General features: G+C 60.0%; 26 protein-coding genes. 8 read left to right on the forward strand and 18 right to left on the reverse strand.

Annotated elements, in window-relative coordinates; translation table 11 throughout:
* Positions 1 to 14: 14 nt before the first annotated feature.
* From ACX3YF_RS28540 to ACX3YF_RS28570, 7 genes are all read right to left on the reverse strand, one after another.
* Entirely contained in the window at positions 15 to 575 is a 561-nt protein-coding gene (locus tag ACX3YF_RS28540; protein ID WP_130210997.1) for a DUF4174 domain-containing protein, read from the reverse strand.
* Positions 576 to 885: 310 nt separating this feature from the next.
* A complete protein-coding gene (locus tag ACX3YF_RS28545; protein WP_458974690.1) occupies positions 886 to 1,842 on the reverse strand; it encodes a hypothetical protein in 957 nt (318 codons plus the stop codon).
* Positions 1,839 to 4,532, reverse strand: a complete 2,694-nt coding sequence (locus ACX3YF_RS28550; protein ID WP_458974691.1) for a toxin VasX — start codon at positions 4,530 to 4,532, stop codon at positions 1,839 to 1,841. Before ACX3YF_RS28550 ends, ACX3YF_RS28545 begins: the two co-directional genes overlap by 4 nt.
* Positions 4,529 to 5,095 (reverse strand): DUF4123 domain-containing protein, encoded by a 567-nt coding sequence (locus ACX3YF_RS28555; RefSeq protein ID WP_458974692.1) that lies wholly within the window; start codon positions 5,093 to 5,095, stop codon positions 4,529 to 4,531. The genes ACX3YF_RS28550 and ACX3YF_RS28555 overlap by 4 nt, the downstream gene beginning before the upstream one ends.
* Positions 5,092 to 7,110, reverse strand: a complete 2,019-nt coding sequence (gene tssI, locus ACX3YF_RS28560; protein WP_458974693.1) for a type VI secretion system tip protein TssI/VgrG — start codon at positions 7,108 to 7,110, stop codon at positions 5,092 to 5,094. The genes ACX3YF_RS28555 and tssI overlap by 4 nt, the downstream gene beginning before the upstream one ends.
* Before the next feature lie 211 nt (positions 7,111 to 7,321).
* Positions 7,322 to 8,107 (reverse strand): sulfite exporter TauE/SafE family protein, encoded by a 786-nt coding sequence (locus ACX3YF_RS28565; RefSeq protein WP_130210999.1) that lies wholly within the window; start codon positions 8,105 to 8,107, stop codon positions 7,322 to 7,324.
* 133 nt (positions 8,108 to 8,240) lie between these two features.
* Complete coding sequence (locus ACX3YF_RS28570) at positions 8,241 to 8,990, reverse strand: hypothetical protein (RefSeq protein ID WP_130211000.1); 750 nt, start codon at positions 8,988 to 8,990, stop codon at positions 8,241 to 8,243.
* A gap of 201 nt (positions 8,991 to 9,191) precedes the next feature.
* Between ACX3YF_RS28570 and ACX3YF_RS28575 the strand changes: the two genes are divergently transcribed.
* Both ACX3YF_RS28575 and ACX3YF_RS28580 read left to right on the forward strand, forming a co-directional pair.
* On the forward strand, positions 9,192 to 10,013 hold the full coding sequence (locus ACX3YF_RS28575; protein WP_458974694.1) for an aldo/keto reductase: 822 nt from the start codon (positions 9,192 to 9,194) through the stop codon (positions 10,011 to 10,013).
* A gap of 29 nt (positions 10,014 to 10,042) precedes the next feature.
* Positions 10,043 to 10,513 carry a DUF1810 domain-containing protein gene (locus ACX3YF_RS28580; RefSeq protein WP_196587167.1) on the forward strand — a complete coding sequence of 157 codons (471 nt, stop codon included), beginning with the start codon at positions 10,043 to 10,045 and terminating at the stop codon, positions 10,511 to 10,513.
* On the opposite strand, the gene ACX3YF_RS28585 is transcribed toward ACX3YF_RS28580, so the two are convergent.
* Entirely contained in the window at positions 10,478 to 12,838 is a 2,361-nt protein-coding gene (locus tag ACX3YF_RS28585) for a DNA polymerase II (RefSeq protein ID WP_458945644.1), read from the reverse strand. The genes ACX3YF_RS28580 and ACX3YF_RS28585 overlap by 36 nt on opposite strands.
* A 291-nt stretch (positions 12,839 to 13,129) precedes the next feature.
* On the opposite strand from ACX3YF_RS28585, the gene ACX3YF_RS28590 reads away from it, so the two are divergent.
* Positions 13,130 to 13,570, forward strand: coding sequence for a CBS domain-containing protein (locus ACX3YF_RS28590; protein WP_047527469.1), 441 nt, complete (start codon positions 13,130 to 13,132; stop codon positions 13,568 to 13,570).
* Positions 13,571 to 13,634: 64 nt separating this feature from the next.
* Here ACX3YF_RS28590 and ACX3YF_RS28595 read toward each other — a convergent pair whose 3' ends face one another.
* Positions 13,635 to 14,258 (reverse strand): glutathione S-transferase, encoded by a 624-nt coding sequence (locus ACX3YF_RS28595; protein WP_130211004.1) that lies wholly within the window; start codon positions 14,256 to 14,258, stop codon positions 13,635 to 13,637.
* 210 nt (positions 14,259 to 14,468) lie between these two features.
* Here ACX3YF_RS28595 and ACX3YF_RS28600 point away from each other — a divergent pair, with 210 nt between their 5' ends.
* On the forward strand, positions 14,469 to 14,870 hold the full coding sequence (locus ACX3YF_RS28600) for a hypothetical protein (protein ID WP_130211005.1): 402 nt from the start codon (positions 14,469 to 14,471) through the stop codon (positions 14,868 to 14,870).
* Between the two features lie 102 nt (positions 14,871 to 14,972).
* Here ACX3YF_RS28600 and ACX3YF_RS28605 read toward each other — a convergent pair whose 3' ends face one another.
* Positions 14,973 to 16,064 carry a DUF1615 domain-containing protein gene (locus tag ACX3YF_RS28605; protein WP_458974695.1) on the reverse strand — a complete coding sequence of 364 codons (1,092 nt, stop codon included), beginning with the start codon at positions 16,062 to 16,064 and terminating at the stop codon, positions 14,973 to 14,975.
* 156 nt (positions 16,065 to 16,220) lie between these two features.
* Between ACX3YF_RS28605 and ACX3YF_RS28610 the strand changes: the two genes are divergently transcribed.
* Positions 16,221 to 17,750 (forward strand): FAD-dependent oxidoreductase, encoded by a 1,530-nt coding sequence (locus ACX3YF_RS28610; RefSeq protein ID WP_458974696.1) that lies wholly within the window; start codon positions 16,221 to 16,223, stop codon positions 17,748 to 17,750.
* 41 nt (positions 17,751 to 17,791) lie between these two features.
* Here the strand turns inward: ACX3YF_RS28610 and hemB are convergent, their stop codons facing one another.
* Both hemB and ACX3YF_RS28620 read right to left on the reverse strand, forming a co-directional pair.
* Positions 17,792 to 18,766 (reverse strand): porphobilinogen synthase, encoded by a 975-nt coding sequence (gene hemB / locus ACX3YF_RS28615; RefSeq protein ID WP_047527463.1) that lies wholly within the window; start codon positions 18,764 to 18,766, stop codon positions 17,792 to 17,794.
* A gap of 243 nt (positions 18,767 to 19,009) precedes the next feature.
* Positions 19,010 to 19,720 carry a glutathione binding-like protein gene (locus ACX3YF_RS28620; protein WP_130211008.1) on the reverse strand — a complete coding sequence of 237 codons (711 nt, stop codon included), beginning with the start codon at positions 19,718 to 19,720 and terminating at the stop codon, positions 19,010 to 19,012.
* A 356-nt stretch (positions 19,721 to 20,076) separates the two neighbouring features.
* Here ACX3YF_RS28620 and ACX3YF_RS28625 point away from each other — a divergent pair, with 356 nt between their 5' ends.
* Positions 20,077 to 20,751 (forward strand): histidine phosphatase family protein, encoded by a 675-nt coding sequence (locus tag ACX3YF_RS28625; protein WP_130211009.1) that lies wholly within the window; start codon positions 20,077 to 20,079, stop codon positions 20,749 to 20,751.
* Between the two features lie 87 nt (positions 20,752 to 20,838).
* On the opposite strand, the gene mnmH is transcribed toward ACX3YF_RS28625, so the two are convergent.
* From mnmH to ACX3YF_RS28650, 5 genes are all read right to left on the reverse strand, one after another.
* Complete coding sequence (gene mnmH, locus ACX3YF_RS28630; RefSeq protein WP_130211010.1) at positions 20,839 to 21,942, reverse strand: tRNA 2-selenouridine(34) synthase MnmH; 1,104 nt, start codon at positions 21,940 to 21,942, stop codon at positions 20,839 to 20,841.
* Positions 21,942 to 22,976, reverse strand: a complete 1,035-nt coding sequence (gene selD / locus ACX3YF_RS28635; RefSeq protein WP_288100846.1) for a selenide, water dikinase SelD — start codon at positions 22,974 to 22,976, stop codon at positions 21,942 to 21,944. The genes mnmH and selD overlap by 1 nt, the downstream gene beginning before the upstream one ends.
* 110 nt (positions 22,977 to 23,086) lie before the next feature.
* Positions 23,087 to 24,043: a quinone oxidoreductase family protein gene (locus ACX3YF_RS28640; RefSeq protein ID WP_288100848.1), complete on the reverse strand. Its 957-nt coding sequence runs from the start codon at positions 24,041 to 24,043 to the stop codon at positions 23,087 to 23,089.
* 30 nt (positions 24,044 to 24,073) lie between these two features.
* A complete protein-coding gene (locus tag ACX3YF_RS28645; protein ID WP_130211013.1) occupies positions 24,074 to 24,247 on the reverse strand; it encodes a DUF1427 family protein in 174 nt (57 codons plus the stop codon).
* A gap of 107 nt (positions 24,248 to 24,354) precedes the next feature.
* Entirely contained in the window at positions 24,355 to 25,134 is a 780-nt protein-coding gene (locus ACX3YF_RS28650; protein ID WP_458974697.1) for an AraC family transcriptional regulator, read from the reverse strand.
* 146 nt (positions 25,135 to 25,280) lie between these two features.
* On the opposite strand from ACX3YF_RS28650, the gene ACX3YF_RS28655 reads away from it, so the two are divergent.
* Positions 25,281 to 25,508 (forward strand): DUF6555 family protein, encoded by a 228-nt coding sequence (locus tag ACX3YF_RS28655; RefSeq protein WP_047527456.1) that lies wholly within the window; start codon positions 25,281 to 25,283, stop codon positions 25,506 to 25,508.
* A 39-nt stretch (positions 25,509 to 25,547) separates the two neighbouring features.
* Entirely contained in the window at positions 25,548 to 25,820 is a 273-nt protein-coding gene (locus tag ACX3YF_RS28660; RefSeq protein ID WP_196587241.1) for a hypothetical protein, read from the forward strand.
* A gap of 23 nt (positions 25,821 to 25,843) precedes the next feature.
* Here the strand turns inward: ACX3YF_RS28660 and ACX3YF_RS28665 are convergent, their stop codons facing one another.
* Complete coding sequence (locus tag ACX3YF_RS28665; RefSeq protein ID WP_130211016.1) at positions 25,844 to 26,011, reverse strand: metallothionein; 168 nt, start codon at positions 26,009 to 26,011, stop codon at positions 25,844 to 25,846.
* Between the last annotated feature and the right edge of the window lie 110 nt (positions 26,012 to 26,121).

Genomic DNA, 26,121 nt, shown 5'->3' on the forward strand with positions numbered 1-26,121 from the left:
CGAGTTGGGGTAAGTCAATCATCCGGCATTTCCGGCGGCTTGGCGGGCTTCGCGGGCTTGGCCGCTTTGCCGTTTTTTTCGCCTTTGGCGCCCTTGGCGCTTGGCTCGGGTTCGGCAGCGGGCGCTACCGTTGGTGGTGGCGTTTCCTTCTCGGCCGCCGGGAGTTGGTCGACCGCAGCAAAGACTTCTTTCAACTCGACGGGCCCGGACTGTTCAAGCTTCTTCTCGCCGTCCTTGCCCACCAGAATCACCTTGGTCTTGGCCCCGGCACCCAGTTTGAGTGAACGAATCAACGCTGCCGTGTCTTGTGGCCCCAGGTCTTTGCCATCACGTTGACCCATCAGATTGAGCACCGTGTACAACACCAGGTTTCGCTCGGTGAACCCCTTTTTGTTATCCGGCTCTTCCAGCGACTTTTTCAGGCTGACCCACGTCGGGTCGACCGTGCTGGGAGCGATGACGATCAGTGGCCGGGACCTGCCCTTGTCCATGTCCAGCGGTGAGTCGCCATCAGCGGCGAACAAGGGACCGGCAACTGCCAGCAGGGTAGCCAGGGTCAGTGACCTGATGAGCATGCGCATCTCCTTTTGATATCCACGCTCTAATGATTGCGCATCGCGGCGATCGTTCCGGGTGACGCTCCGCAAATGTTGTTCGCCTTGTCCAAAGCTTAGGTCAGGGCGGTCGAAGCGCAACAGGCCGGACTAAACTCATGCCTCTTCAGGCTCCCCCGACCAGCAGCCCTGAAGCCAGAACGTATCGAGACGCGTCGGGCTGCGGTCTTCTCGATTTAACGGGTGGTCATGGAAAGAACCGAACACGACACTTGGGCGCTGATGAATCAATGACAACGAGACAGCATCAGCCCTTCCTCTTGGGAATGAATCAACTGGCGCTCGATACGCCAAATCCCTGCGCTTGTTCCAGGTCGACCAGGCGCGTGACAGGGCCGTCGGCTTTCAGGCGCTCAGAGACGACTTTGGGCCACCGGTTGCGGGAACGGCGTTTGGCAACGCTGTAGGTGAGTTCCTGGATTCGAAAACAGGGGTAAAGAAGAAATGTACACACAGCCATCACTACATCAGTGCCACCCAAGTAGTTTTTTCCAGCATTTTCGTCCCTGGCCTTTTTGATGTCATCGAGGGTGTCCTTGAACCAGCCGCTCATATTGGGCTTCACGTCCAACTGGTTTTTTACAAAAGCATCCGACTCACTGTGATTTCCCTGCTCGTCGAAATATGGGCCGTTGTTCATATACGAGCGGATGTACTCCCAAAAGCCTTTTTGCATTTCCAGGCTTTTACCAAAGGGTGCGCCGAGACTGACCATGAGCGCTGTTTGCGGTTCTTCGAATTTCCACACCCGAATTTCCAGCGAAGCGCTTTGCATGCCACCGATATGGGTGCCGACGAGTTGAAATTCGTTGGCTGCAGCCGAGATGCCATCCCATGGGGTGTGGAACAGTTCGCCGTCGTGATCGAAATACACTTCGCGGGTGCGGCGATTGAACAGGATGGGCAGCGGTAACGGACGCATGGTTTCCCATAAAAATGTGGCCATGCAGGGAGGGATACATATCCAAAGCATGATAAACAACCCGTCCGGTTCACCACTCTGTAAGAAACTGAAAAGTCCGAGCCCTATCGAAGGAATCGCTCCCATCCCCCCCAAAATTCCTGACCACAATCCCCGCCCCGAATCACCTCCTGATTGCAGCGTCAAATAATATTCGGTGTGCTCATCGGTAATAAACAGCTCCATTGGCTGTTCGCCCGTGGGCTTTCCGGCTTCCAGAAATACCGTGGACGGATTAGTGCTTCCTGGTTGTTCCAGTTTGTTCATATCCATGCTCTTTCCACGATGGTAACTGCTGGCAGCGTCAGACCTTCTTGTGGGGAATAGATCAACTCACCCTCGATACGCCTCAAGTCTCGTACTCCATCTTCGTGGTACACACGGCGATAAGGGGTAATGCCTTTTGAAACGGGAATGCGGCTTCCGCCATGTCGTGCAAAGTCTTTGCCTGTCCATTCGACCTTTTTGATCTTGTCGGGATGGTAGCCAATGGTATCGCCCCAGACTTCGATGCCCTTGAAGTGAATCATCCCCTCGGTGAGCGATACATCTTCCCCGGGCAGTTTCAGCATCAGATACGTGGAAGTGACTTGGCCCTGATACGGGTGCATTTCCGACAATCGCCAAGCTTCAAAGCTGATGGGGAAAAGGATGGGGTAGAGCCTGTCCATGGACAGGGTGTAGCTGCTCGACCAGGTATCGTCCGGGCGGATGCCGAAACGACCGCGTTTTACCCACTGCTCCAACGGTGAGTCTGTTGTGTAGAGCCGGGCGATAACGCCCGCGACAATCACTACGGTGAGGCCCAGTATTTTTATGCCTGCATGCGGCACAACGTCCATTCCCGCTGCAATGGCTGAAGCCTCGCCGAGCAATACAGCCACCTGAGCGGCACGGTAAGCCCGAAAGAGCTTTACATAGAGCACAACGCTGGACACTTCGGCGCCGACGATTGCCAGATTCGTAACCGTGGAATCAAAGTCGCCCGCCTGATACGCCTCAAATGCTTCCATGCCATAGACAATGGCATCAAGGCTGAGAACAACTGCCTGCGCCACTGCAACCGCCGCTGCAACGCCCAGCGCTCTAACAAGAAGTAGCCTCGCGGGTACTGAAGCCCCTCCGCTCTGGCGAACAGACAAAGCCCAATTAACCTCTGCCACTCGCTGAGCGACGGCAGCAACGGCTGCACCAGTGCCAAGTCCTGCTCCGACCGCTACCAAGCCACTCTTGGTCGCCTTATTATCAGTAAACGCATTCCCAGCCCAAACAAAATTCCCCCCCGCAACCAACGCAACCAAAACCTTGATCGGCGCCTTACTCAACGCCCCTTTCAAATCAAACACACTGCTCAGATCCGTTCCCGCCGCGAGATTCACCGGCAGCGGCGGTAGTCTTGTACTGACCGGCACCAGATGCATGAACGGGATACCCGCAGCCACGCCGCTGGCCAGCGAGGCGACGTTCAAATGAGCGGGCGGGGTCTGGCGAGTGCCCATCAGATCGCTGTACCACTCACCCAGTTGGCGCGACGTAACGCTCAATGTCTGAATGCGCTGATCGCTGCGGGCCAGCGCCGCAGCCATGTACAGTGGACCTGCGTTGCCGGTGGCATTGTCCGTCTGGTGCAGTTGCAGAGCGGCGACGGGGGCGACGGCCAGGAACAGTGGTTCAATACTGGCTGCCGGATTGTGCTGCCTGAGTTTGTCGGCGGCTTTGTTCAGCCCATCAGCATGAGCAAAGGCCCTGGCCAGTCTGTCGGCGCCCTCTTGCACCGCCGCCTTGTTGTCGCGCGCCAGATCGCTGAAATCCACAAGGTATTTGATTTCGCCAATGCCCAATCGTGACGTTAGCCCGAGCAACGCCCAAAGCAGCCATGGCTTGCCGGCGCTGTCGCCTTCCAGGCTTAGGGTGATGGCCTCAGCCCCGATACTGGTACTCGCCGGCCCCAGGCAGGCCCCGGCGAAATGCAGCTCCAAGGCTTCACGGGCAATCGCCTGGGTAATGTCGAAATGGCCGCAAGCCGTGTCCATGCTCGATGGGCCGCTCACTCGCTGAGTGTTGAACCACGCCACCCAAAATTGAGCCAGGCGCCGCATGTCGGCGGTATATCGCTCGTTCTGCGCCTCTTGATCCTTCCATGTTCGCCGGAGTTCGTCGAAGCGGGTGATGGACGGCAGTTGTGCATGCAACTGATGGTCGCTTTCGCTCAGGGACTTGAGAACACCGGCCAGCGCCCAATCGTCGGCGTGATGCTCCTGATAGCTGTCGAACGCGGTCTTGCGGGCACGGATCAGCGCGGCGAGGTCGAGCAGCACGCCCCACGCATCATCAATCATCGCGAAGGTCTGTTGTTCGCACGCGTTCATCTGTCGCTGCAGTTTCAGCCAATCAGGTGCGTGCTCCGTTTCAGGCCGGGCGCTCCAACCGTAGCGTGTGGCATCGGCGTACTCGCCAATTTTCCGGGCGACGGTTTCGACCGGACCGCTGAACGGTGCCACGCCTGGGACAACTCTGCGCATGATGCGCTGACGCACGGCGGCATCGGTCCTGGCTGCGACGTATTGTGGCTCGCTCCAACGCACGGGGGACCACACCAGCCCGGCAGGGTCACCGGCCCGAAGCAGCAAATGCGGTTTGACCCGGGTGTCGATGACTTTGCCCGCGCGCGGGGTTTGCGTGAGCAAAGCATTTTCGACTTGATACTCCACCAGTCGGGATGGCCTGCTTTCCCAGACGTAGAGCCAGCCGTCACGCAGCAAACGAGAGGTGTAGTTGAGGGGATGTTCAGTCAGGTCGGGATGGCGCGGCCCAAGCTCGGGGAACTGCCCATTCAGCGCAGGCAAACCATAAGCATCCGTAGTAACAGCCATTGTCGGGCCAACGGCGTAACGCAGGGGCAGAACGGCAGCGAGCAGCGGGCAAGTGCCAAAGCGGTTATTGTCGCGGGCGCTCATCGGTTTGTCTCCGGATGGGATGGCAGACTGAGCGCCAGCAGCAGTGACTCAGACAGGGTTATTTGCGCGACCAGCCCTTTGGGCTGTGGCGCCAAATCGTATTCCGGATGCCGGTTTTCCCAAGCGCAGGCAGCCCCGTTGCCGTGTCGTAACCAGACGCTTTCGACGCCGCACCAAAAACCTTTCGGCCATTGCGCACCTGCCAGCCAGGCCCAGGTCAATGCCGGACCATCGGCCAGACGCAACCAGAATTCCTGTCGCTGCTCATCAAAAATCCGTATCCGGCGTCGCAGCATCGGAAGCAATTGCTGGGCGTTTTTTTGCGAAGCGAGCCACACGCCATGCTGCAGATCGGCACCGCTCCACCATGCGTTATGCGCTGCACTGCCGAGTGAAGCGTTAAGCAAAAAAGGCCCGGTGGCGCTAATCGGCGCGTAAGCGGTGCCGTTGAACAGCGACTGGGGATTGTCCGCGCCGTAGTGCTCGTGCAGCCAACTCATCGCGTCCGCATAACGGCCTCCGTCGAGCAGGAGTAGCCCTTTGTCCGAGTTATCCGGGTTCATGCCTCAGCCCTCCGGGCGGCATCGCATATAGGACAAATGCCGGTATCGGCCTCGCGAAAAACGATGGCTTGTTTGAGCAGGGCTTCCATCGGAATTGATTCAACAACCACATCTTCGGCAGCGACCGACAACGCGGCCTGCGCCGCCACACCCGCCATCGGCACACCGCCCTCGACTATGGCCACGCTGCTGAAGATCCCGCCCGAATGGATCACGAGGTGATGGCCGCCGGCCGACAGCGTCAGGCTCGCCTCGGCATCGATCACCACCTGGCTGGCGGTGACTCGCGCCTGTGGACCGGCCTGGATCACCCACGTGCCTTCAACCGTGGTACTGCTGTTGCCAGCGATGTTGAGCAGGTCGTGGGTGCCGATGACGGTGTTGCGCGTGCCGTTGGTGGTGTGCCGTTCATCCGCCTTGATCAGGCTGGTGCTGTTGGCGTCAACCTGCTCGACGCGGTTGCGGCGGATCTGGCTGTGGCTGTCATTGAGGATCAGTTGTTCGACATCGCGCTCGGCCCGCAGGTAGATTTTTTCCTGACCGGCGCGGTCTTCGATCATCAGTTCGTTGTACCCACCGGTGTGCGGCGAACTGCGGCTGCGCAGCACGCTTTTGGTCTTGTGCTCGGGCAAGGGATAAGGCGCGGACATGACCTTGTTGGCCACGCAGCCGGTGATCAGCGGTTGATCCGGATCGCCCTCCAGAAAAGTCACCACGACTTCCATGCCGATGCGCGGCAGGGTCACCGAACCGAAGTTTTCCCCGGCCCAACTCGATGAAACGCGGATCCAGCAGCTGCTGCGTTCACTGTTGAGTTCGGCGCGATCCCACGGGAACTCGCACTTCACCCGGCCGAACTCATCGCAGTAGATCTCTTCGTGTTCAGGCCCGGTCACCCGCGCCGTCTGGCTGACCAATGGAGGACGACGCGGCGGTAGCGGTGGACGAAAAACCACCTGTGCGGGAATCACGCGGAACGTGTTGCGGTAGCCTTGGGTGAAACCGTCGGCGCCCTTGACGTCATGGGTGAACGCTTCCTCGAGCACATTGGGTTGTCGGCCATCGTGGGAAACACTGAGCAACAGCCACAAGTCGTTGCACTTGTTCCGGGGGTGGTCGGCCAGGTCGAACAGATGGCCGCAACGCAAGTGTGGCTGATCACTCTCACCCTCGCCCAGTTCATAGTCGCTGCGATGCCGCTCCAGCGCCTGACGGGCAAGGTGGTCGCCGCGTTTTTCGTTCCCCAGCAACAATGGGTAACGATAATCCTCCAGTTCCGGGGTGGATTCGGCGCTGAAACGGCTCTCGAGCAACAGGCTCGGGCGTTTCAGATCATAGTCGCGCCGGGTGACGGTACTGGTGCGAGTACGGGTACGCACGCTGAAGCGGCTGACCACCGGATGCTCGGCCACCATGCCGCAGTCCTGCTGATAAGGCGTGGCCCCGAGTTTGGGCAGGAACACCTGATCATCGGTGAACACCAGCAAATGACCGTCCGCCGAGTGCTGGTGATGCCAGGCAATGCCGTCCTCGGCGCACAGGCGCTGGAGAAATGTGAAATTGTCCTCCCCGTATTGAGTGCAATACTCGCGCGGCGCGCTGGTGCTGACATGGAAGGTAAAGGCATCGGCCTGAATGCCATGTCCCTTGAGCACCTTGGTGATGATCTGCGGCACGTTCATGCCCTGAAAAATCCGCTGATCGTGGCTGAACTGCAAATAGTGCAGCGCCGGTACCAGGGTCAGGTGATAGCGAGTCAGGCGTTTACCCGACTCGCCCATCAGCACATCTTCGATATGCCCATGTATGCCTTCGCCATCAAGGCCGAATTGCAGAAACGCGGGTTGGCCAAGCAAGCTTTCCAGATCGAAATCCGGATACTCGCTGACCAGTTCAATGTGGAGGCTGTAAAGCGTGCTGATGGCTTCAGTGCCATTGAAGGCCAGCACCTTGAAGTCGTGACGGATAGCAGGAATCTGCAACACGAAATGCGCTGCATTGGCCGACCGGAACATACGCTTATCCTTAAGCAAAGGAGGAAAAGAGCGCGATGTCCAAACCGTCCCTGGTTCGTGCTCGCGAAAACTGGCGGGCACACTAACAAGGCAAAAAACAGATGGATGTAGGAAGTGTCTTTAAAGCCGGAAGGAAGCTTCCTTTACGAAAATCAGCTGTTCAGTAGAAAAAGCCCCTGGCCATCAGGGGCTTTTTTGTCGGTGCGGCATTTTAGAACACCAGTTTGTAACCGATCAGTACCAGCATCGTCGCCAGGCAAGGACGCAGAAGTTCATCGGAAATACGACCGGTCAAATGGCTGCCCAGGTAAATCCCCGGCAGCGAACCGACCAGCAAGTAACCAAGGACATGCCAGTCCATGTTGCCCATGCTCGCATGACCAAGACCGGCGACCAGGGTCAAGGGAACGGCGTGAGCGATTTCCGTGCCGACCAGGCGGCGGGTCGGCAGCAGCGGATAGAGAATGAACAGCGCCACGGTGCCCAGCGCGCCAGCGCCGATGGAGGTCAGCGCGACCATGGTGCCGAGCACCAGACCGGTAACGACCGTCAGGACATTCAACTGCGTACCGCTGGGGTTGTAGTTGCCGCCGGCACGCTTGTGGGCAAAATCGAGCAGGCGCTTCTTGAACAGGATCGCCAGCGCCGTGGCGAACAGGACAAAACCCAACGCCTGCTTGATGATGGCGTTCATCGCCTCGGGGGCGCTGTGCAGACTGCTGAGGAACCACAGGGTCAACGCCACTGCCGGCACACTGCCCAGCGTCAACCAGCCGGTGATGGCCCAGTCAATGTTGTCGTTCTTTTTGTGAACCAGCACGCCGCTGGATTTGGTGATGGCCGCGTACAGCAGATCGGTGCCCACCGCCGTTGCCGGGTTGATGCCGAACCACAGCAGGATCGGCGTCATCAACGACCCGCCGCCCACGCCCGTCATGCCGACGATGAAACCGACCACCAGCCCGGCTACGACCAACCCGATATTCACTAAATCCATCGATACGCCCACAAAGACTGCAAGGGAAATCTGGCCCGCAGCATAGCGATTTTTCTTATAACCAGTTATATCGATGCGATCTATCTTTATTCCCTACATGCACTATCACCCTTGTTGGAGAGTCACCGCCGTTCTATTGCACCGGCAGGAAATTCAGGAACAGCAGGCTCTGGGCGTAGTTGAGGCCGATGCGCCGGTAGCGCTCGTCCAGCATCTGCGTCAGCAAATCCAGGCGCGCGACTATTTTGCCGAACTCCACGGCAAAGCTCAGGTTGCTGCCCTCTTCCGAGATTTCGTTGGAGAACAGCATGGGTTCGCCGTTCTTGTTTTGTCGCTGACTCAGGATCCAGGTCGCAATCTCGATGTTGCGTGCAGCGTTGCTGACGAACGTCGGGTTGATCGCGTCCGTCATGTAGAACTCCAGGCGATTGCCGTGGGCGGTGACCAGCATGCTGCCGATGGCATAGATGAACGCACCGACCCGGTCGCCCAGAAATTCCGGACTCATGGCAAACCGTAGCGCCGCGAGGTCCTTTTTACCGCCAAGCGTTGGCAGCGGCTGCTGCTGTTCGATGGCCATGCGTACTTGCTTGCCGGCGATGCGTGCGTCAAGGAAGCCGGATTTTTTCAGCTCGTCGGGGTTGCGCAGGTACAGCTTGCTCATCAGCAGATAGAGGCTGTCGAGGTTGTCGCGCATGGTCAGGGTGGCCATGCGGTCGACACTGGTTTGCAGAAATTCCTGGGGTTTGCCTTCGCGCAATTGGGTCAAGAGGTCGTTACCATCCTGATGGCTGCATCCGCTGACGAAGAACGTCGACAGGCCAACCAGCATCAGGCAATGGCGGCGGATTGAGGTGATACTGAAAGGTAACGCTCGAGCCATGGGTTCTTGAACTTGGGCATGGGCCGGCAGAGGGGATCGCCGCAGGCTGCCCAAAAGTAGAGCCATTGATTTTGCAAAAGTGCAGTCATGCCGTCACCAATCGATCACCGGCAAGTTGCGATCTTTTGATCTAAGCGCGGAACCCGAAAGCTATGCTGAGTGCCAATAGCAATATGGCTTGGGTGTTTACAGGAGATTTGCATGCGTTCTCTCGAATTGGCCGGCGTCAACGTACCGGTCATCGGCCAGGGCACCTGGCAAATGGGCGAGGACCGCTCCCGGCACAATGAGGAGGTTGCGGCGTTGCGCCTGGGGATCGAGTTGGGCATGACCCTGATCGACACCGCCGAAATGTACGCCGAGGGTGGCGCCGAGAAAGTGGTGGGCGAAGCCATCGCCGGCCGGCGCGACGAGGTGTTTCTGGTCAGCAAGGTCTACCCGCACAACGCCAGCCGCCAAGGCATTCCCCAGGCCTGCGAACGCAGTCTGCGGCGCCTGAACACCGACCATATCGATCTGTACCTGCTGCATTGGCGCGGCCAGTATCCTCTGGAGGAAACGGTCGAGGCCTTCGAGCGACTGCGCGCGGCGGGCAAGATCGGTCGCTGGGGCGTGTCCAACTTCGACGTCGATGATTTGCAGGAACTGGCCGCGCCGGCCTGCGCCACCAATCAAGTGCTCTATAACCTGGAAGAGCGCGGCATAGAATTTGATTTACTGCCCTGGTGTCAGCAGCGCAGGATGCCGGTCATGGCCTACTACCCGATTGGCCAGGGCGGGAACATGCTGGGCAACGTCACGCTCCGGCAAGTGGCCGCCCGTCACGATGCCACGCCTGCCCAGGTGGCGCTGGCATGGCTTTTGCGCCAGGACGGGGTGATTGCCATCCCCAAGGCGGTACGGCCCGAGCATGTGCGACTCAACGCACGCGCGGCGCAGTTAGTGCTTGAACCTGGGGATCTGAAGGCGCTGGACCAAGCGTTTCGTGCGCCACAACGCAAACAGCGGTTGGCCATGGTCTGAGCCATCGCAGTCTGTCAGAGGACTTGCGCATGAGAAGCACCGATCGGCTGGACACCTTTAACCTGCAGCGCTTCATTCAGGCGCAGGACCCGGTGTTCGACCGGGCTCAGGCCGAATTGAATGCCGGCCGCAAGCGTAGCCACTGGATGTGGTTCATCTTTCCGCAGTTTGCCGGGCTGGGTGGCAGCGACATGTCCAAACGCTTCGCGATCGGTTCGCGCGAAGAAGCCCGAGCCTATCTTGAGCACCCATTGCTGGGCGCGCGGCTGCGCACGTGCACCCAAGAGGTGCTGAACATCCAGCAGCGCTCGGTGAGGGAGATCTTCGGCCATCCCGATGACCTGAAATTTCATTCGTCGATGACGCTGTTCGCCCAGGTCGCACCTGACGACAGCCTGTTCCATCAAGCCCTGAATCAATACTTCCACGGCATTCTGGATGACTGGACGTTGTCGCTGATGGACTCAAAACAGGCCCAGTTGCCCACCGATCAGGGTTGAAAAATCGTCGTCGACGAACGGCAGGATCGCGTCGGCCACAGGCTGTAATTGCTTGCTGACGTAATGCTCGTAATCGATGGGTGCGCTGCGGATCTCCAGTGGTTCAGGGCCGGCGACGGTGATCACGTAACTGATCCAGCCACCGTTCTGGTACTGGCGGGGACGACCCTGCCGGTCGTTGTAGTCATCGGCGATACGCGCTGCCCGCACATGCGGCGGCACGTTGCGTTGATAATCATCGAGGGTGCGGCGCAAGCGCTTGCGGTAGATCAAGCGCTCATCGAACGCTCCGGCCAGGGTCTTGCGCACATAGTCGCGCACGTAGTCCTGATAGGGTTTGCGGTTGAAGATGCGCAGGTATAGTTCCTGCTGGAACTGGCGGGCCAGCGGCGACCAGTCGGTGCGCACGGTTTCCAGGCCTTTGTAGACCATCTCGTCCGTGCCATCGGCCCGCGTCACCAACCCCGCATAACGCTTCTTGCTGCCCTCCTCCGCACCGCGAATGGTCGGCATCAGGAACCGCTTGTAGTGGGTTTCGAACTGCAGTTCGAGCGCGCTCTCCAGGCCAAATTCCTGCCGCACATGCTCGCGCCACCACTGGTTGACGTGATCCACCAGCGCTTCGCCGATCTGTGCCGCTTCCTGTTGGCCGTGGGCGCGGCGCAGCCAGACGAAGGTGGAATCGGTATCACCGTAAATCACGGTATGGCCCTGGTCTTCGATCAACTGACGGGTGCGCAGCATGATCTCGTGCCCGCGCAGGGTGATGGACGATGCCAGGCGCGTATCGAAAAACCGGCATCCGCTGGAACCGAGCACCCCGTAGAAGGCGTTCATGATGATCTTCAGTGCCTGGGACAGCGGCGCGTTGTGCTCGCGCTTGGCGGTTTCCCGGCCTTCGGCGACCCGGGCCACGATAGCGGGCAGGCAATGCCGGGTTCTGGAAAACCGGGCGCCCCGGAAGCCGGGCACCGACTCGCTGTCCTCGGGGTGCTTGAGCCCTTCGATCAAGCCCACGGGGTCGATGAGGAACGTGCGGATGATTGAGGGATAAAGACTTTTGTAGTCGAACACCAGCACCGACTCGTACAGGCCCGGTTGCGAGTCCATGACAAACCCGCCGGGACTGGCTTGTGGCGGGCGCCCGCCGAGGTTTGGCGCGACGAAGCCCTGGCGATGCATCAACGGCATGTAGAGGTGGGTGAACGCCGCCACTGAACCGCCCATGCGATCCACCGGCAACCCGGTGACACTGGCCCGTTCCAGCAAAAAGGTCAGCAATTGGGTGTGGGCGAAAATTCGGGTGACCAGTTCGCAGTCCTTGAGGTTGTACCTGGCCAGCGCCGGTTTGTCCTCGGCGAACATGCGATTGATTTCGTCCATGCGCTGGTAGGGGTTGTCGATCGACTTGCCTTCGCCCAGCAGGGTTTGCGCGACGTTTTCCAGGCTGAACGACGGAAAACTCCAGGTCGCCGAACGCAGCGCCTCGATGCCGTCGATGATCAGCCGGCCGGCAGCGGAGGCAAAATAATGGTTGCCGTTGCCGTGTTCGCGCCACTGCATCTCTTCGCCGCCACGCCCCAGCTTCAGCGGCACGCCCAGTTGCCTGGCGTGTTTATGCAACACCCGCAGATCGAACTGCACGACGTTCCAGCCAATGATCGCGTCGGGATCGTGCCGGGCGAACCAGTCATTGAGCTTTTTCAGCAACAGGGTGCGCGAGTCGCAGTATTCGAGCTGGAAATCCACCTCGCTGTCATCGCCATTGGGTGGGCCGAGCATGTACACCTGCCGCTCGCCGCAGCCCTCCAGGGCGATGGAATACAACTCGCCCTGGGCGGTGGTTTCGATGTCCAGGGACGCCAGTTTGAGGCTTGGCCGATAGTGCGGATCGGGTTTCATCTGTGCGTCGAGCAACAGGCCCTCGGCATCCGGCGTACCGCCAAAGCGCACAGGGGCGGTGATGAACCGCTCCATCATGTAGCGTTCCGGCGGGCGCACGTCAGCTTCATACACTTCGACCCCGGCCCTGCGCAGGGCCGTTTCCAGGCGCATCAATTGTCCGTGCTGCGAGCAATACAGCCCCAGCACCGGACGGTGCTCGAAATCCCGCAAGGCCAATTCCCGCAGTTCGACATTTTTTTCGTCGTGCAGCAGTGCCTCGGCCTGCTCGCGCTGGCTGGCCGCAATAAACGCCACCGATGGCTGATGAGGCAGGCGGATGCGCCGGGGACCGCTGTCGGTCGCCAGCCAGAACTCGACTTGCGTACCGGTCGGTGTATCGCGCCAATGCCGGGTCAGGACAAAGCCCTGCGGTAAATCCACCACTGAAAACCTCAACATTGATTCAGGGTGGTGATTCTACGCCACCATGAACCTCTGGGAGCGAGCTTGCTCGCGATGGCGGCCTGACATTCAGCATGGATGTCGACTGATTTGACCTCATCGCGGGCAAGCCCGCTCCCACAGGTATTTTGCCGGGCAGGAATCCGGGGGGCTTACCGAAGAAAAACCACTGAATGACGTTTTTTGCCGTTTATCTGCCGCTTTCTCTCTTGCCCTGCGCGCCGGCGTCTACGATTCTTCAATAACAACGACAACACCCGAGAAACCGCCATGAAAACCGTCGCGCAACTACTCAAGTTGAAAGATCAGAAGAATCAGGAAGTGCACCAGATCAAACCTGGTCATATGGTGCTGGAAGCGCTGATGAAGATGGCAGAGAAAAACGTCGGCGCCTTGCTGGTGGTGGAGAATGACGAAGTGCTGGGCATCATCAGCGAGCGTGACTACGCGCGTAAACTGGTGCTGCACGGGCGTTCTTCGGTGGGTACGCCGGTGCGCGACATCATGGTTTCACCGGTGATTACCGTGGACACCCATCAAACCGTCGATACCTGCCTGGGCATCATGTCCGACAAACGCCTGCGCCACTTGCCGGTGGTGGAGGACGGCAAATTGATCGGTTTGCTGTCGATTGGCGACCTGGTCAAGGAGGCCATCGCGGAACAGGCGGAACTGATTCGTCAGCTGGAACAGTACATTCGCGGGGAATAGCTCAAACATACCCCCGTCCCCTGTGGGAGCGAGCTTGCTCGCTCCCGCTTTTGTTTTGCAGTGCTCAGGCCGGCCAATGCCGGGCGAACACCGGCGCCAGCGTCGGGTGTCGGTCGATGCGCTCCAGCCAGGCGTAAAACCCCGGCCGGGCCGTGCGCAAATGTTCGCGGCTGCCTGACCATCGACTGACCACCGCCGCCAGCACATCCAGCGCCCCCGGTGTCTCGTCTCCCAGATACAGCTCGCCGGAAAACTGATCGGCAAACACCTCCCAACTCCAATGCAACCGTGCACGGGTGCCCGCCATCAGGTTTTGCCGAGACGATTCATCTGCCTCGGCCAACCAGCGTTCGGGGTAATCGATGATGCCGATGGCCGCATAGCAATTGCTGACGATGTACGCCAGGCCACGGATGGCCTGATCACGATCGGCCGGGTTGTCCGGCAGCAGATTCGACTCGGGAAACGTCAGCCCGAGGTGAATCAGGATCGCCGCGCTTTCGGTGAGGACGCTGCCGTCGGGCAATTGCAGGGTCGGAATCTGCTTGAGCGGGTTGAGCTTCTCCAACGCCAGGGCGGCCTGCGAAGACGACTCGACGTCAATGAAACGATAAGGGATCTCGCACAATTCCAGTGCCGCCTCGATGGCGGCTGCGCCCGAATTCTGATGACCATAGAGCTGATACATAAACACCTCCTTGCGACGCTATCCAGTGTAGAAGCCGCCCTTGACCGCGCTGGAGCCATCCGACGACTGCATCATCACGCTCGCCAGGGGTATGCCGCTGGCCCTATCAATCCCGTCGATGTTCACCATCATGCCAATGAAGTTCTCATAAAAACTGCGCGGCGTAACATCTGCTCCATACCCACCCAATAAGACCCGGAGCACACCACCATGAAACGCCAGACTCTTCTCAGCATCGCTTTCTCGGTTTTTGCAGTAAACGCTTTCGCCGCTACCTCTGCTCAACCTGTCGTCGCCGAAGGCGGCTCGGATCGCTTGATTGAAAGTCGCGTGGCGGAAGGTGGCTCCGATCGCCTGATCCAGAATCGGGTGGCCGCCGATGGCTCCGACCACCTGCAAGGCAACACCGTCGCCGCCGATGGCTCCGACCGCCTGCAAGGCAACACCGTCGCCGCCGATGGCTCCGACCGCCTGCAAGGCAACACCGTTGCTGCCGATGGTTCCGACCGCCTGCAAGGCAACACCGTTGCCGCCGATGGCTCGGATCGTCTGCAAGGCAACACCGTTGCGGCCGATGGTTCTGATCGTCTGAACAGCAACCACATCGCTTGAATGAATGGCTCTACCGCTCTCCTCGACAAAAAACCCGGCCTCATCAGTCGGGTTTTTTTATGCCCGGGATAATACGCAGAACCACCTGCGATCATTTGTTCTTCAACCCGCCCGCGCCATACAGCGCTGATAACACTCATCAACCCGCTTGGCAAACCAGGCCGTGGTCAGTTTGCGAGTGATTTTCGGGCTCTGCAGGACGATTCCCGGCAACACTTGCCGAGGCAGTGGCCGGCCTTCGGCCTGGTCCGCCAGCGCGAAGACCTGCTGATACAACGAGCTGTTCTCGAACGCCAGGCTCTTGCTCTCTTCCAGTTGATCCCTGATCGTCGTGTTGCGCATGCCCAGTTGCTTGCCGAGGCTGCGCACGGCCACTTCGGTGCTGCCGGGCATGATCGAACCGTAATTGACCAAATCGCCATCCAGCGCCAACGCAATGCCCGAGGCACGGCTCACGGCGTTCTGGAACGCAGCATTACGACTGGCATACCAACCGGCGTTGAAATCGGCGAAGCGATACAGCGGTTGCGGGTAGTTCACCGGGTATCCGAGCAAATGTCTGATACCGAAGTACATCCCGCCGCGCCGAGTGAAGACTTCATGGCGGATCGACCCGTCCACCGGGTAGGGATAGGCCTTGGCGTGCTGCTCGGCAAATTCGATGCTGACCTGCATCGGCCCGCCGGTATGTACCGGGTTAAGGCCGCCAAACAGACTTTTCCCCATGGGCACCATGCCAATGAAGTCATCGAAAATCGCGCTCAGTTCCTTTTCGCTACGCGCCGCGTTGAGGCGTTCGCTGTAACTTTTGCCATTGGGCGAGCGCACCTGCAGCGCCGCACTGACCAACAGGCCGGGGATGTGGGCCTTGGCCGCTCGGCGATCGATCTCGTCGCGAGCGATTTTGCCCAGGCCAGGCACGCTTGGGTCTGCCTGAAAGGTCGACTCCTGCTCAGTGACAGCCAGCACCGAACACAGGTTTTGCGTGGTCGTCTCGATGTTCTGCGCGGCAAACGCCGCCTGGATGTCCGTGGCCCAACCCTGGCGGTCGACGGTTTTGGCCGGCAACAGTCGCATGATTTCGGCCTTGACCTCGGCCGGCGTACGCGCCGGTGCCTGCTGCGTGCGTTGACTGCCGCAACCGGCCAGCACCAGCAACGCGACGATGCTCATGATCAATCGATGGGCTTGCATGCTGCTCCAGATAATCCGTTATGCCGGGCTAACCATACGATCAATGGCCTGTCTGAGGCTATGACCTTGAGCAGTGGCCTTCTCCGTTGGGCAGCCAGCCTGGCCGCCCGCCACGGCTGGACCATACTTGCTCCACACCGCGAGGAGGACAGGCTCATGCACCGAAGCGATGTGTTAATCATCGGCGCCGGCCCGACCGGGCTGGTACTGGCACTCTGGCTAAGCACTCTGGGAGTTCGCGTGCGGATCGTCGACAAGACGTCGGCGCCCGGCACCACCTCGCGGGCGCTGGCCGTGCAGGCACGTACGCTGGAGCTGTACCGCCAACTCGACCTCAGTGCCAGTGTCGTGCAGAAGGGCCATTGCGTGGAGGCCGCCAATTTCTGGGTCAAGGGTGAACCCGTGGCACGCTTGCCGCTGACCCACATCGGCGAGGGCCTGACACCTTACGCCTTCCTCCAAATATTCCCCCAGGACGAACACGAACGGCTGCTGATCAAACGCCTCGAATCCTTTGGCATCACGGTGGAGCGCGACACCGAGCTTGAGGCTTTCGAGGAAACCGTTGACGGCATCAACGCCACGTTGCGTCTGCCCGATGGTCAGCAGGAAACCTGCCAGGCCTGTTACCTGGCCGGTTGCGACGGTGCCCGTTCAGTCGTGCGCAAGGCCCTGGACACCGGATTTCCCGGCGGGACCTACCAGCAGATTTTTTATGTGGCCGATGTGCAGGCCAGCGGCCCGACGTTCAATGGCGAACTGCACGTGGACCTCGATGAGGCGGACTTTCTTGCGGTGTTCCCACTGGCAGGAAGCGGTCGCGCACGCCTGATCGGCACCGTTCGCGATGAGCGCGCCGAGCGTGCTGAAACGCTGCGATTCAAAGACGTCAGCAGCCGGGCCATCGAGCATCTGAAGGTGCAGATCGAACAGGTGAACTGGTTCTCGACCTACCGCGTGCATCATCGGGTGGCCGATCACTTCCGCACCGGACGCGCGTTCTTGTTGGGCGACGCCGCCCATGTGCACAGCCCCGCCGGTGGCCAGGGTATGAACACCGGGATTGGCGACGCCATCAACCTGGCCTGGAAACTCGCCGCCGTTTTGAGCGGCGGCGCCGAGGCCAAACTGCTTGATACTTACGAAACCGAGCGCATTGCCTTCGCCCGAAAATTGGTGGCGACCACCGACCGGGTGTTCAGCTTCGTCACCGCTGAAGGCCCCATGGCCGACCTGCTGCGCACACGCCTGGCGCCCTTACTGATTCCGAAAATGGCCTCGTTCGAGAGGTCCCGTGAATTCCTGTTTCGCACGGTGTCGCAGATCACCTTGAACTACCGCGGCATGCCTTTGAGCACAGGCGTTGCCGGGCAGGTCCATGGTGGCGACCGCCTGCCCTGGGCGCACGACGGCGAAGGGGACAATTTCGAACCGCTCAAATGCCCGAAATGGCAGGTGCATGTGTATGGCGACACCAGCGACGAAATGATCGACTGGTGCATCGAGCATCATTTGCCGCTGCATGTGTTCGACTGGCGGCCGGCGTTTGAAACGGCAGGCCTGGGGCGTAACGGGTTTTACCTGTTACGGCCGGATACCTATGTGGCGATTGCCGAAACCTGCTCGGATCCCAAGGTGATCGAGCGGTACTTCCGGGATCACGGGATCCGGCCGTTCATTGGTTGATCCCGAAACCCTCCCGGCTCCCGCGGGAGGCCGGGTGAATTTCAGATTCCGGCCAGTGCCAGGTCCATCGCGAAATACGTGAAGATCAGATCGGCCCCCGCCCGCTTGATCGCGCCAAGACTCTCGCGCACCACGCGGTCTTCATCGATCGCCCCCGCTTGCGCGCCGAACTTGATCATCGCGTACTCGCCGCTCACCTGATACGCCGACAGCGGCAAACGCGAAACCTCACGAATATCGCGAATGATGTCCAGGTACGCGCCAGCCGGCTTGACCATCAGCGCATCGGCGCCTTCCTGCTCGTCCAGCAACGATTCGCGCACCGCTTCACGGCGATTCATCGGGTTCATTTGGTAGCTTTTACGGTCGCCCTTGAGTGCGCTGCCACCGGCTTCGCGGAACGGTCCGTACAGCGCCGAGGCGAACTTGGTCGAATAGGCCATGATCGCCGTCTGGCTGAAACCGGCCTCGTCGAGTGCCCGGCGAATGGCCTGGACCTGACCGTCCATCGCCGCCGACGGTGCAATCACATCGGCACCGGCACGGGCCGCCGCCACGGCTTGTTTGCCGAGGTTGATCAGGGTCTGGTCGTTATCGACTTCGTGATTGTGCAGAACACCGCAGTGGCCGTGGTCGGTGTACTCACAGAAGCAGGTGTCGGACATGACGATCATTTCCGGCACGGCGTCCTTGGCGATGCGCGACATGCGCGACACCAGACCGTCGTCGCGCCAGGTGTCGCTGCCGCTGCTGTCCAGGTGATGTGACACGCCAAAGGTCATCACCGACTTGATCCCGGCCCTGGCATAACGCTCGATCTCGCCGGCCAGTTTCGATTCGGGAATGCGCATCACGCCGGGCATGCTTTTGATCGGTACAAAGTCATCGATCTCTTCTTCGACGAAAATCGGCAGCACCAGGTCGTTGAGGCTGAATTCGGTTTCCTGGAACAGACTGCGCAGGCTCGCATTGCGGCGCAGACGGCGTGGGCGTGCTTCGGGGAACTGACTGGACATGGGCATTCCTGGAAATCGGAGGACAAGACAAAAGTCGTAAGGGGGCAAAGCTTATGCCCTGCGGGGTGCAGGGCACAAACACCCAACGCTCAAGATTGCGTTACTGCAATGGCAATAATCCTTTAACAAACACCAACCCCCTGTGGGAGCGAGCCTGCTCGCGAGGGCGTCGCGCCAGTCAATACATATGTTGACTGATACTCCGCCATCGCGAGCAGGCTCTTACAGGGGTTGTGCGGTGAATCAGTTCGAAACGGGCTTGGGAATTTCCAGCCCGCGCTTGACCGCCGGCCGCGCCAGGAATTTTTCCAGCACGCGGGTGACGTTGGGGAAGTTCTGGATGCCGACCAGATCGCCTGCTTCATAGAAACCGATCAGGTTGCGCACCCAGGGAAAGGTCGCGATGTCGGCAATGGTGTAGCGCTCGCCCATGATCCAGTCACGACCTTCAAGGCGTTTGTCGAGGACGCCGAGCAGGCGTTTGCTTTCTTCGACGTAGCGGTCACGGGGACGCTTGTCTTCGTAGTCCTTGCCGGCGAATTTATTGAAGAAGCCGAGTTGGCCGAACATCGGCCCGATGCCGCCCATCTGGAACATCAGCCACTGAATGGTCTCGTAGCGCGCAGCCCCTTCCCGGGCCAGCAATTGTCCACTCTTGTCAGCCAGATAAATCAGGATCGCGCCTGACTCGAACAACGGCAACGGCTGGTCGTCGGGGCCGTTAGGATCGAGGATGGCCGGGATCTTGTTGTTGGGGCTTAACGACAGGAATTCGGGGGACATTTGATCGTTGGTGTCAAACCCGACGCGGTGCGGCTCGTAAGGCAAGCCGATCTCTTCGAGCATGATCGAAACCTTGACGCCGTTGGGGGTCGGCAAGGAGTACAGCTGAATCCACTCCGGGTACTGTGCAGGCCATTTTTGGGTGATGGGAAACGCAGACAAATCGGTCATGGGAAGGATCCACGAGAAAATTGAAAGTAGTGATAGTAATGCAGGCGTTACGCTGTCGTTATCAATATCACTGATGTTGAAGATCAAGGAATTGCAGCCCTGGTCAGCCCCATAACCTGTACCGTATCCATAATTCAGCAACATCCTGTCGATAACCTTCGCTCCTGTCCGTTCACGGTTGCCGGTAGATTGCTGCGCACTCCGCCGGAATCGAACCAAATGGGCATCAGAGGACTCTGAGCACCGCCCTTGTTGAAACGGACCGGCTCGACGACATGGAAAACACCCGACGCAGGAAATTCGTGGTGTAGAGGTTTGTCAGCCTTAACCGAATGCGCTGAAGAATCCTTTATTCCATGAAGAACTTCCTGAAAATCTCCCATCGCTTCAAACATCGCGCGTATCTATTCCTGCCCGCCCTGCTGGCGGCCAGCGCGTTGTTTCTATCCCTGGAGTCTGGCGAAAGCCGCGCCCAACCGGCAGATGGCACCCAGACGCTGGTGTTCCTGCGTCATGCGGAAAAACCTGCCGGGGGCCTGGGCCAGCTCAATTGCCAGGGCTTGAACCGTGCGATCGAACTGGCCGCCCTGCTTCCGGAAAAGTTCGGCAAGGCCAACTACGTGTTTGCCGCCAACCCGACGCGCAATGTCGAGGAAGGTGAACTGAACAATTCCTACAGCTACATCCGCCCATTGATGACCATCAGTCCCAGCGCGATCAAGCTCGGCTTGCCGGTCAATATCAATTTCTCGGCCAATGACACCAGCGACCTGGCCGATGAACTGCTCCAGGACAAGTATCACAACTCGGTCATTTACACCGCGTGGTCCCACGGCTACCTGCCGGAGTTGATCAACAAGGTCGCCGGGGAAGCGGTCGGCAAGAAACAGAAGATCACCGAAGACTGGGAGTCCAGCGACTATGACTCGCTCTTTGTGCTGACCCTGACCTGGCATAACGGCAAGGCCAGCCTGCAAAGCCACAGCTACAAGCAAGGGCTGGATAACGGGCCGCAGACCTGCCCGAGCTGAGTTGAGCAGGGCCTGATCGGACCTTTTGTGTACGCCACGGCCCCTGTGGGAGCGGGCTTGCCCGCGATGAGGCCGGCAAGACCACCGTCACCCTCTCTGACTACCGCGCTCGCGCAAATACCCCAATACCGCCTCACGATTCCCGGCAAACTCGATCCGCGCGCCCTTCTTTTCCCGCTGAAAGGCATACATCGGATCGTAATACTCGGTCAGCAACCCCTCGATCCAGCCCCGGTGCAGATCCACCGAGCCGCTGCGACCCTGCTCCGCCAAGGCATCTTCCATCAGAATCAGCATCCGTCGATGGCGCTCGCCGCCCAGGCGCTTGTGCACGTTATTCAAACTCTCCAGCATCCGCTCGGAAAACAGCGCAAAACCTTCCTCGCCGCGCACCCGGATGAACTCGGCACACAGGTCCACCACGTAATCGCGCAGGATTCGCTCGACCCGGCCCTCCAGGCTGTCCTCGAGCCAGACCATCGGAAACTGCTGCATGCCCTGATAAAGCGGCAGAGGCAGTGCGCAACTGCCGATCGCGCGGCTCTCGTCTTCCAGCACGAATTGCCCGAGGCCCGCGGCGCGCTTCTTCAGCACATCCACCGCCAGGCGGTTTTCGAAATCGATATTGCAAGGTTGCCCCGTGGCGCGCTTGCCGAAACTGGAACCGCGATGATTGGCGTGCCCTTCAAGGTCCAGCCCGTTGCTCAGTTGCAGGAGTACTTCGGTCTTGCCGGTGCCCGTCATGCCCCCCAACAACACGAAATCGCACTGGGCCACCGCTTGATCGAGGGTATCGAGCAAAAAGCTGCGCATGGCCTTGTAGCCACCCGCGACGCGCGGGTAGTCGATACCCGCCTCGTCCCTGAGCCATTGCTGAACGATTTGCGAGCGCAATCCGCCGCGAAAACAATACAAAAGCCCATCGGGATGAGCCCGGGCAAAGTCGGCCCAGGCCTGGATGCGCTCGGCCTTGATCGCGCCAGACACCAGTTGATGGCCCAGTTCGATGGCGGCCTGTTGACCCTGTTGCTTATAGCAAGTGCCAACCCGTTGCCGCTCGTGATCGTCCATCAGCGGCAAATTGACCACACCGGGAAACGAGCCCTTGAGAAACTCGACTGGCGCACGGGCATCCATCAGCGGCCGGTCGTTGAGGAAAATATCGCGGTAATCGGTGCAGTCGGCGAACATCAGGAAACCTCGACTGCATGGCTCTGTCGCTCGACCAATTTACCGATGGGCACAAGGTCCAGGCCCATTTGCGCAGCGGTCGCCAGAAACGTGTCGTTACCCTCGGGCGCCACGGCGATCAACAGACCTCCGCTGGTCTGCGGGTCGCATAACACGTTTTTGTGCAATTCCTGCAATCGCCCCAGTTTGCTGGCGTAGCTGTCGTAGTTACGCAAGGTCCCACCGGGAATGCAGCCCTGCTCGAGGTAATACTCGACACCCGGCAGACGCGGCACGCGGTCATATTCGATAAGAGCGGTCAGCTGGCTGCCGTCGGCCATTTCCACCAGATGCCCCAACAGACCAAAACCGGTGACGTCGGTCATCGCAGTCACCCCGTCCAGCTTGCCAAAGCGGCTGCCGGGTTTGTTCAGGGTGCACATCCAGTCACGGGCCAGGCCAATGTCGGCATTGCGCAACTTGCCTTTCTTTTCGGCGGTGGTGAGGATGCCGATGCCCAGGGGCTTGGTGAGGTAAAGCAGGCAACCGGCCGTCGCCGTGTCGTTGCGCTTCATGTGGCGCTTTTCCACCAGCCCGGTGACGGCCAGGCCAAAAATCGGTTCCGGTGCGTCGATGGAATGCCCGCCAGCCAACGGAATACCCGCTTCATCGCAGACCGAACGGCCGCCGCGAATCACTTCCCGGGCAATTTCCGGCGCCAGCACATTGACCGGCCAGCCCAGGATGGCGATGGCCATCAACGGGTCGCCACCCATGGCGTAGATGTCACTGATGGCATTGGTGGCCGCGATGCGACCGAAATCGAAGGGATCGTCGACGATCGGCATGAAAAAATCGGTGGTCGATACCACACCGCGCTCTTCATCGATGGCATAGACCGCCGCGTCATCGCGCGAGGCGTTGCCGACCCAGAGCCTGGGGTCCAGATTCTGCGCGCCACTGCCGGCGAGAATCACTTCCAGTACCTGGGGAGAAATCTTGCAACCGCATCCAGCGCCGTGGCTGTACTGGGTCAGGCGAATCGGCTCGCTCATGGGGGCACCTCGGAAGATTGGTGCCGTCGATTCTATCAGAGCACCCTTCTGGCAGTGCATTGCATCGCCGCCCCCCCGGGGGAGCGAGCCCGCTCCCACCGGGGGTGGTGTTACGGCAACAGGATCACTTTGTCACCGCTGCCCTGATTGACCTCGGCATAACGCTCCAGGCCTTCAGCCAATGGCGACTCGAACAGCCCCTGGGGCAACGGCAGCAAGTCCTGATCGAAGAATTGACCGAACTGATCCAGCATCGCCGCGCAGGCTTGTACGCCGTAGAGCAACGAGTTGATACCGACCACCGAACCGCCCTTGCGATACAGCGCCAGGGCCGGTAGCTGCACCATGCCATCCACCGGCGCGGCGATGATGGCGATGCGGCCGAAGGTGGCCAATGCCGCAACGGACGCCGGCAACCAGAAGCCGGTGGTGTCGAAAATCACGTCAGCGCCGCCCTTGAAGACGGCATTGACCTGAGCGCCCAGATCCTCGGGCTTGTCCAGTTGCAGCGTCTGAAACCCCTGGTCCTGCAGCTCCTTGACCTGCTCGGGCCGCCGCGCTGCCGCCAACACTTGGGCGCCACGCACCTTGGCCAATGCCAGCGCGGCACTGCCCACCGCGCCGCCGCCGATCACCAGCAAGCGGGTTTCGGCGGTCACCAGGCTGCGCTCCAGTGCATCCCACGCCGTGGTGTAGGGCACGCCCAGACTGGCGGCCTGGGCAAAGCTCAAATGCGTGGGCTTGAGGGCGACGCCATTGGCCGGCAGTTTGACGAATTGTGCGTGGGAGCCATCGGCGAAAAAACCCAGTTCGCGACCTGTGCCCCAGACGTGTTGACCGACCAGCGCCTGCGGGCCTTCAACGACGATGCCGGCAAAGTCGCGACCGGGAATGCGCGGCAACGTGGTGTAGGGAAAACGTCCCAGCACGTTCTTCACATCGCTGGGGTTGAGCCCGGCCGCCTTGATTTCGACCAGCACTTCATCGGTGCCGGGAACGGGCGTCGGAACCTCGACGTAGCGCAGGGCCGAGAGGTCGCCGGTTTTGTCGAACTGCAATGCTTTCATAGGGGGTTCCATCGAATGATCAGAAGGGTTTCAGGAGATCCAGCCAGCCATCAACTGGCGACCCATCGGCCAGAGTTTTTCGCCGGCCAGCATGCCGAGCAGGCCTACCAGTGCGATCGCCGGTGGTGCGGGGGAACGAAAATCCAGGGCGCCGTAGAGCAGACCGACACCCAGGCCGATCGCCAGTGAAATGAGGTAGTTCATGACAGACTCCGTGGGCAGTTGGGATATGCCCGAAAGTCTAGTGCGCAGTGCCAACGAGTACCGGCCAAGTGCTTCTGAATTTCGGCCAAACCCTGGCCCTGAAAGCGTCAGCCCGGATGCTGACTGGCCGAAAACTGCGACGGCGCGACACCCAGTTCCCGACGGAACATGTCGCTGAAGCTGCTGGGCGAATAACCCAGTTCACGGGCGATGGCACTGACCGGCACCCCTTGAATCAACTCGGCCACCGCCGTCGCCAGTTGTACCTGGCGCCGCCATTCGGCGAAGCCCATGCCCAGACCGTCCTTGAACAACCGCGCCAGGGTCCGCACGCTGGCGCCGGCGTTTTCCGCGTGTTGCTCGAAAGCGATGTCCAGCGACGGCGCGGCCATGACCGCCTGGCACAGGTTCATCAGGCGCCGGTCGGACTCATCCGGCAGCGGGATCTTCAGCTGAGAGCGCCGGGCCCGCTTGAGCTCCAGCAGCGCCAGTCCCACCAGTGCTTCGTAATACTCGGGCGCACCGTCGTCGCCCTGCTCCACCAGGCCGACGATCAGCTCGCGCAACAAACCGCCGACTTCGATGACCTGGACACTGGCATCGAGCGTTGCCGCCAGTGATGGCCGCAGGTAGATGTTGCGCATTTGCAGGTCCGAGACCACGCGAATCCCGTGAGGCACGCCTGGCGGCAACCAAACCGCCCGTTGCGGCGGCACCACCAGTGCCTCGTGAGGCGTCTCGACCCACATCACGCCACTCATCGCATACAGCAATTGCCCCCAGACATGCTCATGCGGCTCGATGAACAACCCGCGCGGATAAGTGCTCGCCAGCGGTTGCACGGGGACATCGGTATCACTCAGATCAGGCGGGGCGGCAAGGGCCATGGGCAGCAATCATTGGGGTTGGGAAAGGCTCAACGGTAACGAGGCCTTGAATTTGCCGCCAGCGGCTGCCACCGTCCACCAATCCAAGTGAATTTTCCGTTCGGCCCGTGATCCGTTTATGTACCACAGGGAGGAATACGGGCTATATGAACAATGCAAAACTCTTCGTCATTGAATACACCCTTCATGGCGTCCCCAAATCGTTCATTATCCGTCTGGACAAAATGGACAACGCAGAAGCCTGGCATTGGGCGAGCTGCGACGCGGGAGTGGGCCGGATACCGCGCTTTGGCCGGGAAAAGGTGCAAAAGACCAGCAAGCCGATGGCAGAGAAATTCGGCGTGGAAAACGTCAAGTGGCGGCCGGCCAACTGATGCCCGGCGAGCGACAGGATTGGAGGGGGGGCCAAGTACATGACACTCATCAGCAGCCCTGCGCATCTCGACTATGGTCTGGATACGCTGTTCGGCCGCATCACCAGGAGCGTCGAGTGCCGGGTTGGCCTGGAACAGGTCATGAACGACCCGACCTGCTTCGCGATTCGCGTTCTGCCACCGCTGCCGGAAGATCTCGAACAGGCCAAGACTGTCGTGGTCAGAGTCGAAGGCCGCCGCCTGTCGGGCACCGTCCGACACACCGAACGCCTCGACGATGACAGCCTGAAACTGGAAGTGGAGCCCGACTAGGCTCCACTTTCAACGTAACCGAACTATTTGGCGTGGGCGCACTTGCAGCCCTTGCCGGTACATTCTTCACCGTGCTCGTGGTGCTTGGCGCACGCCTCGCAGCAATAGTGCTTGCCGTGGCGCGCAATCGGATGCGCGCCCAGCTTGCACGAACATTTCGGGCAATCGCAGATACTGTCACTGTTGATCATGAGCCTGACTCCTGAGGTAGTGGTCGTCGGGGCGAGAAGAACAACCCGTGTTACCAGTGTAGGAGTTGGTTAAGGCGAACACGTGCAATCGCGAGAGACGGGTTGGCTAT

The organism is Pseudomonas fluorescens group sp. PF-69, assembly GCF_054481235.1.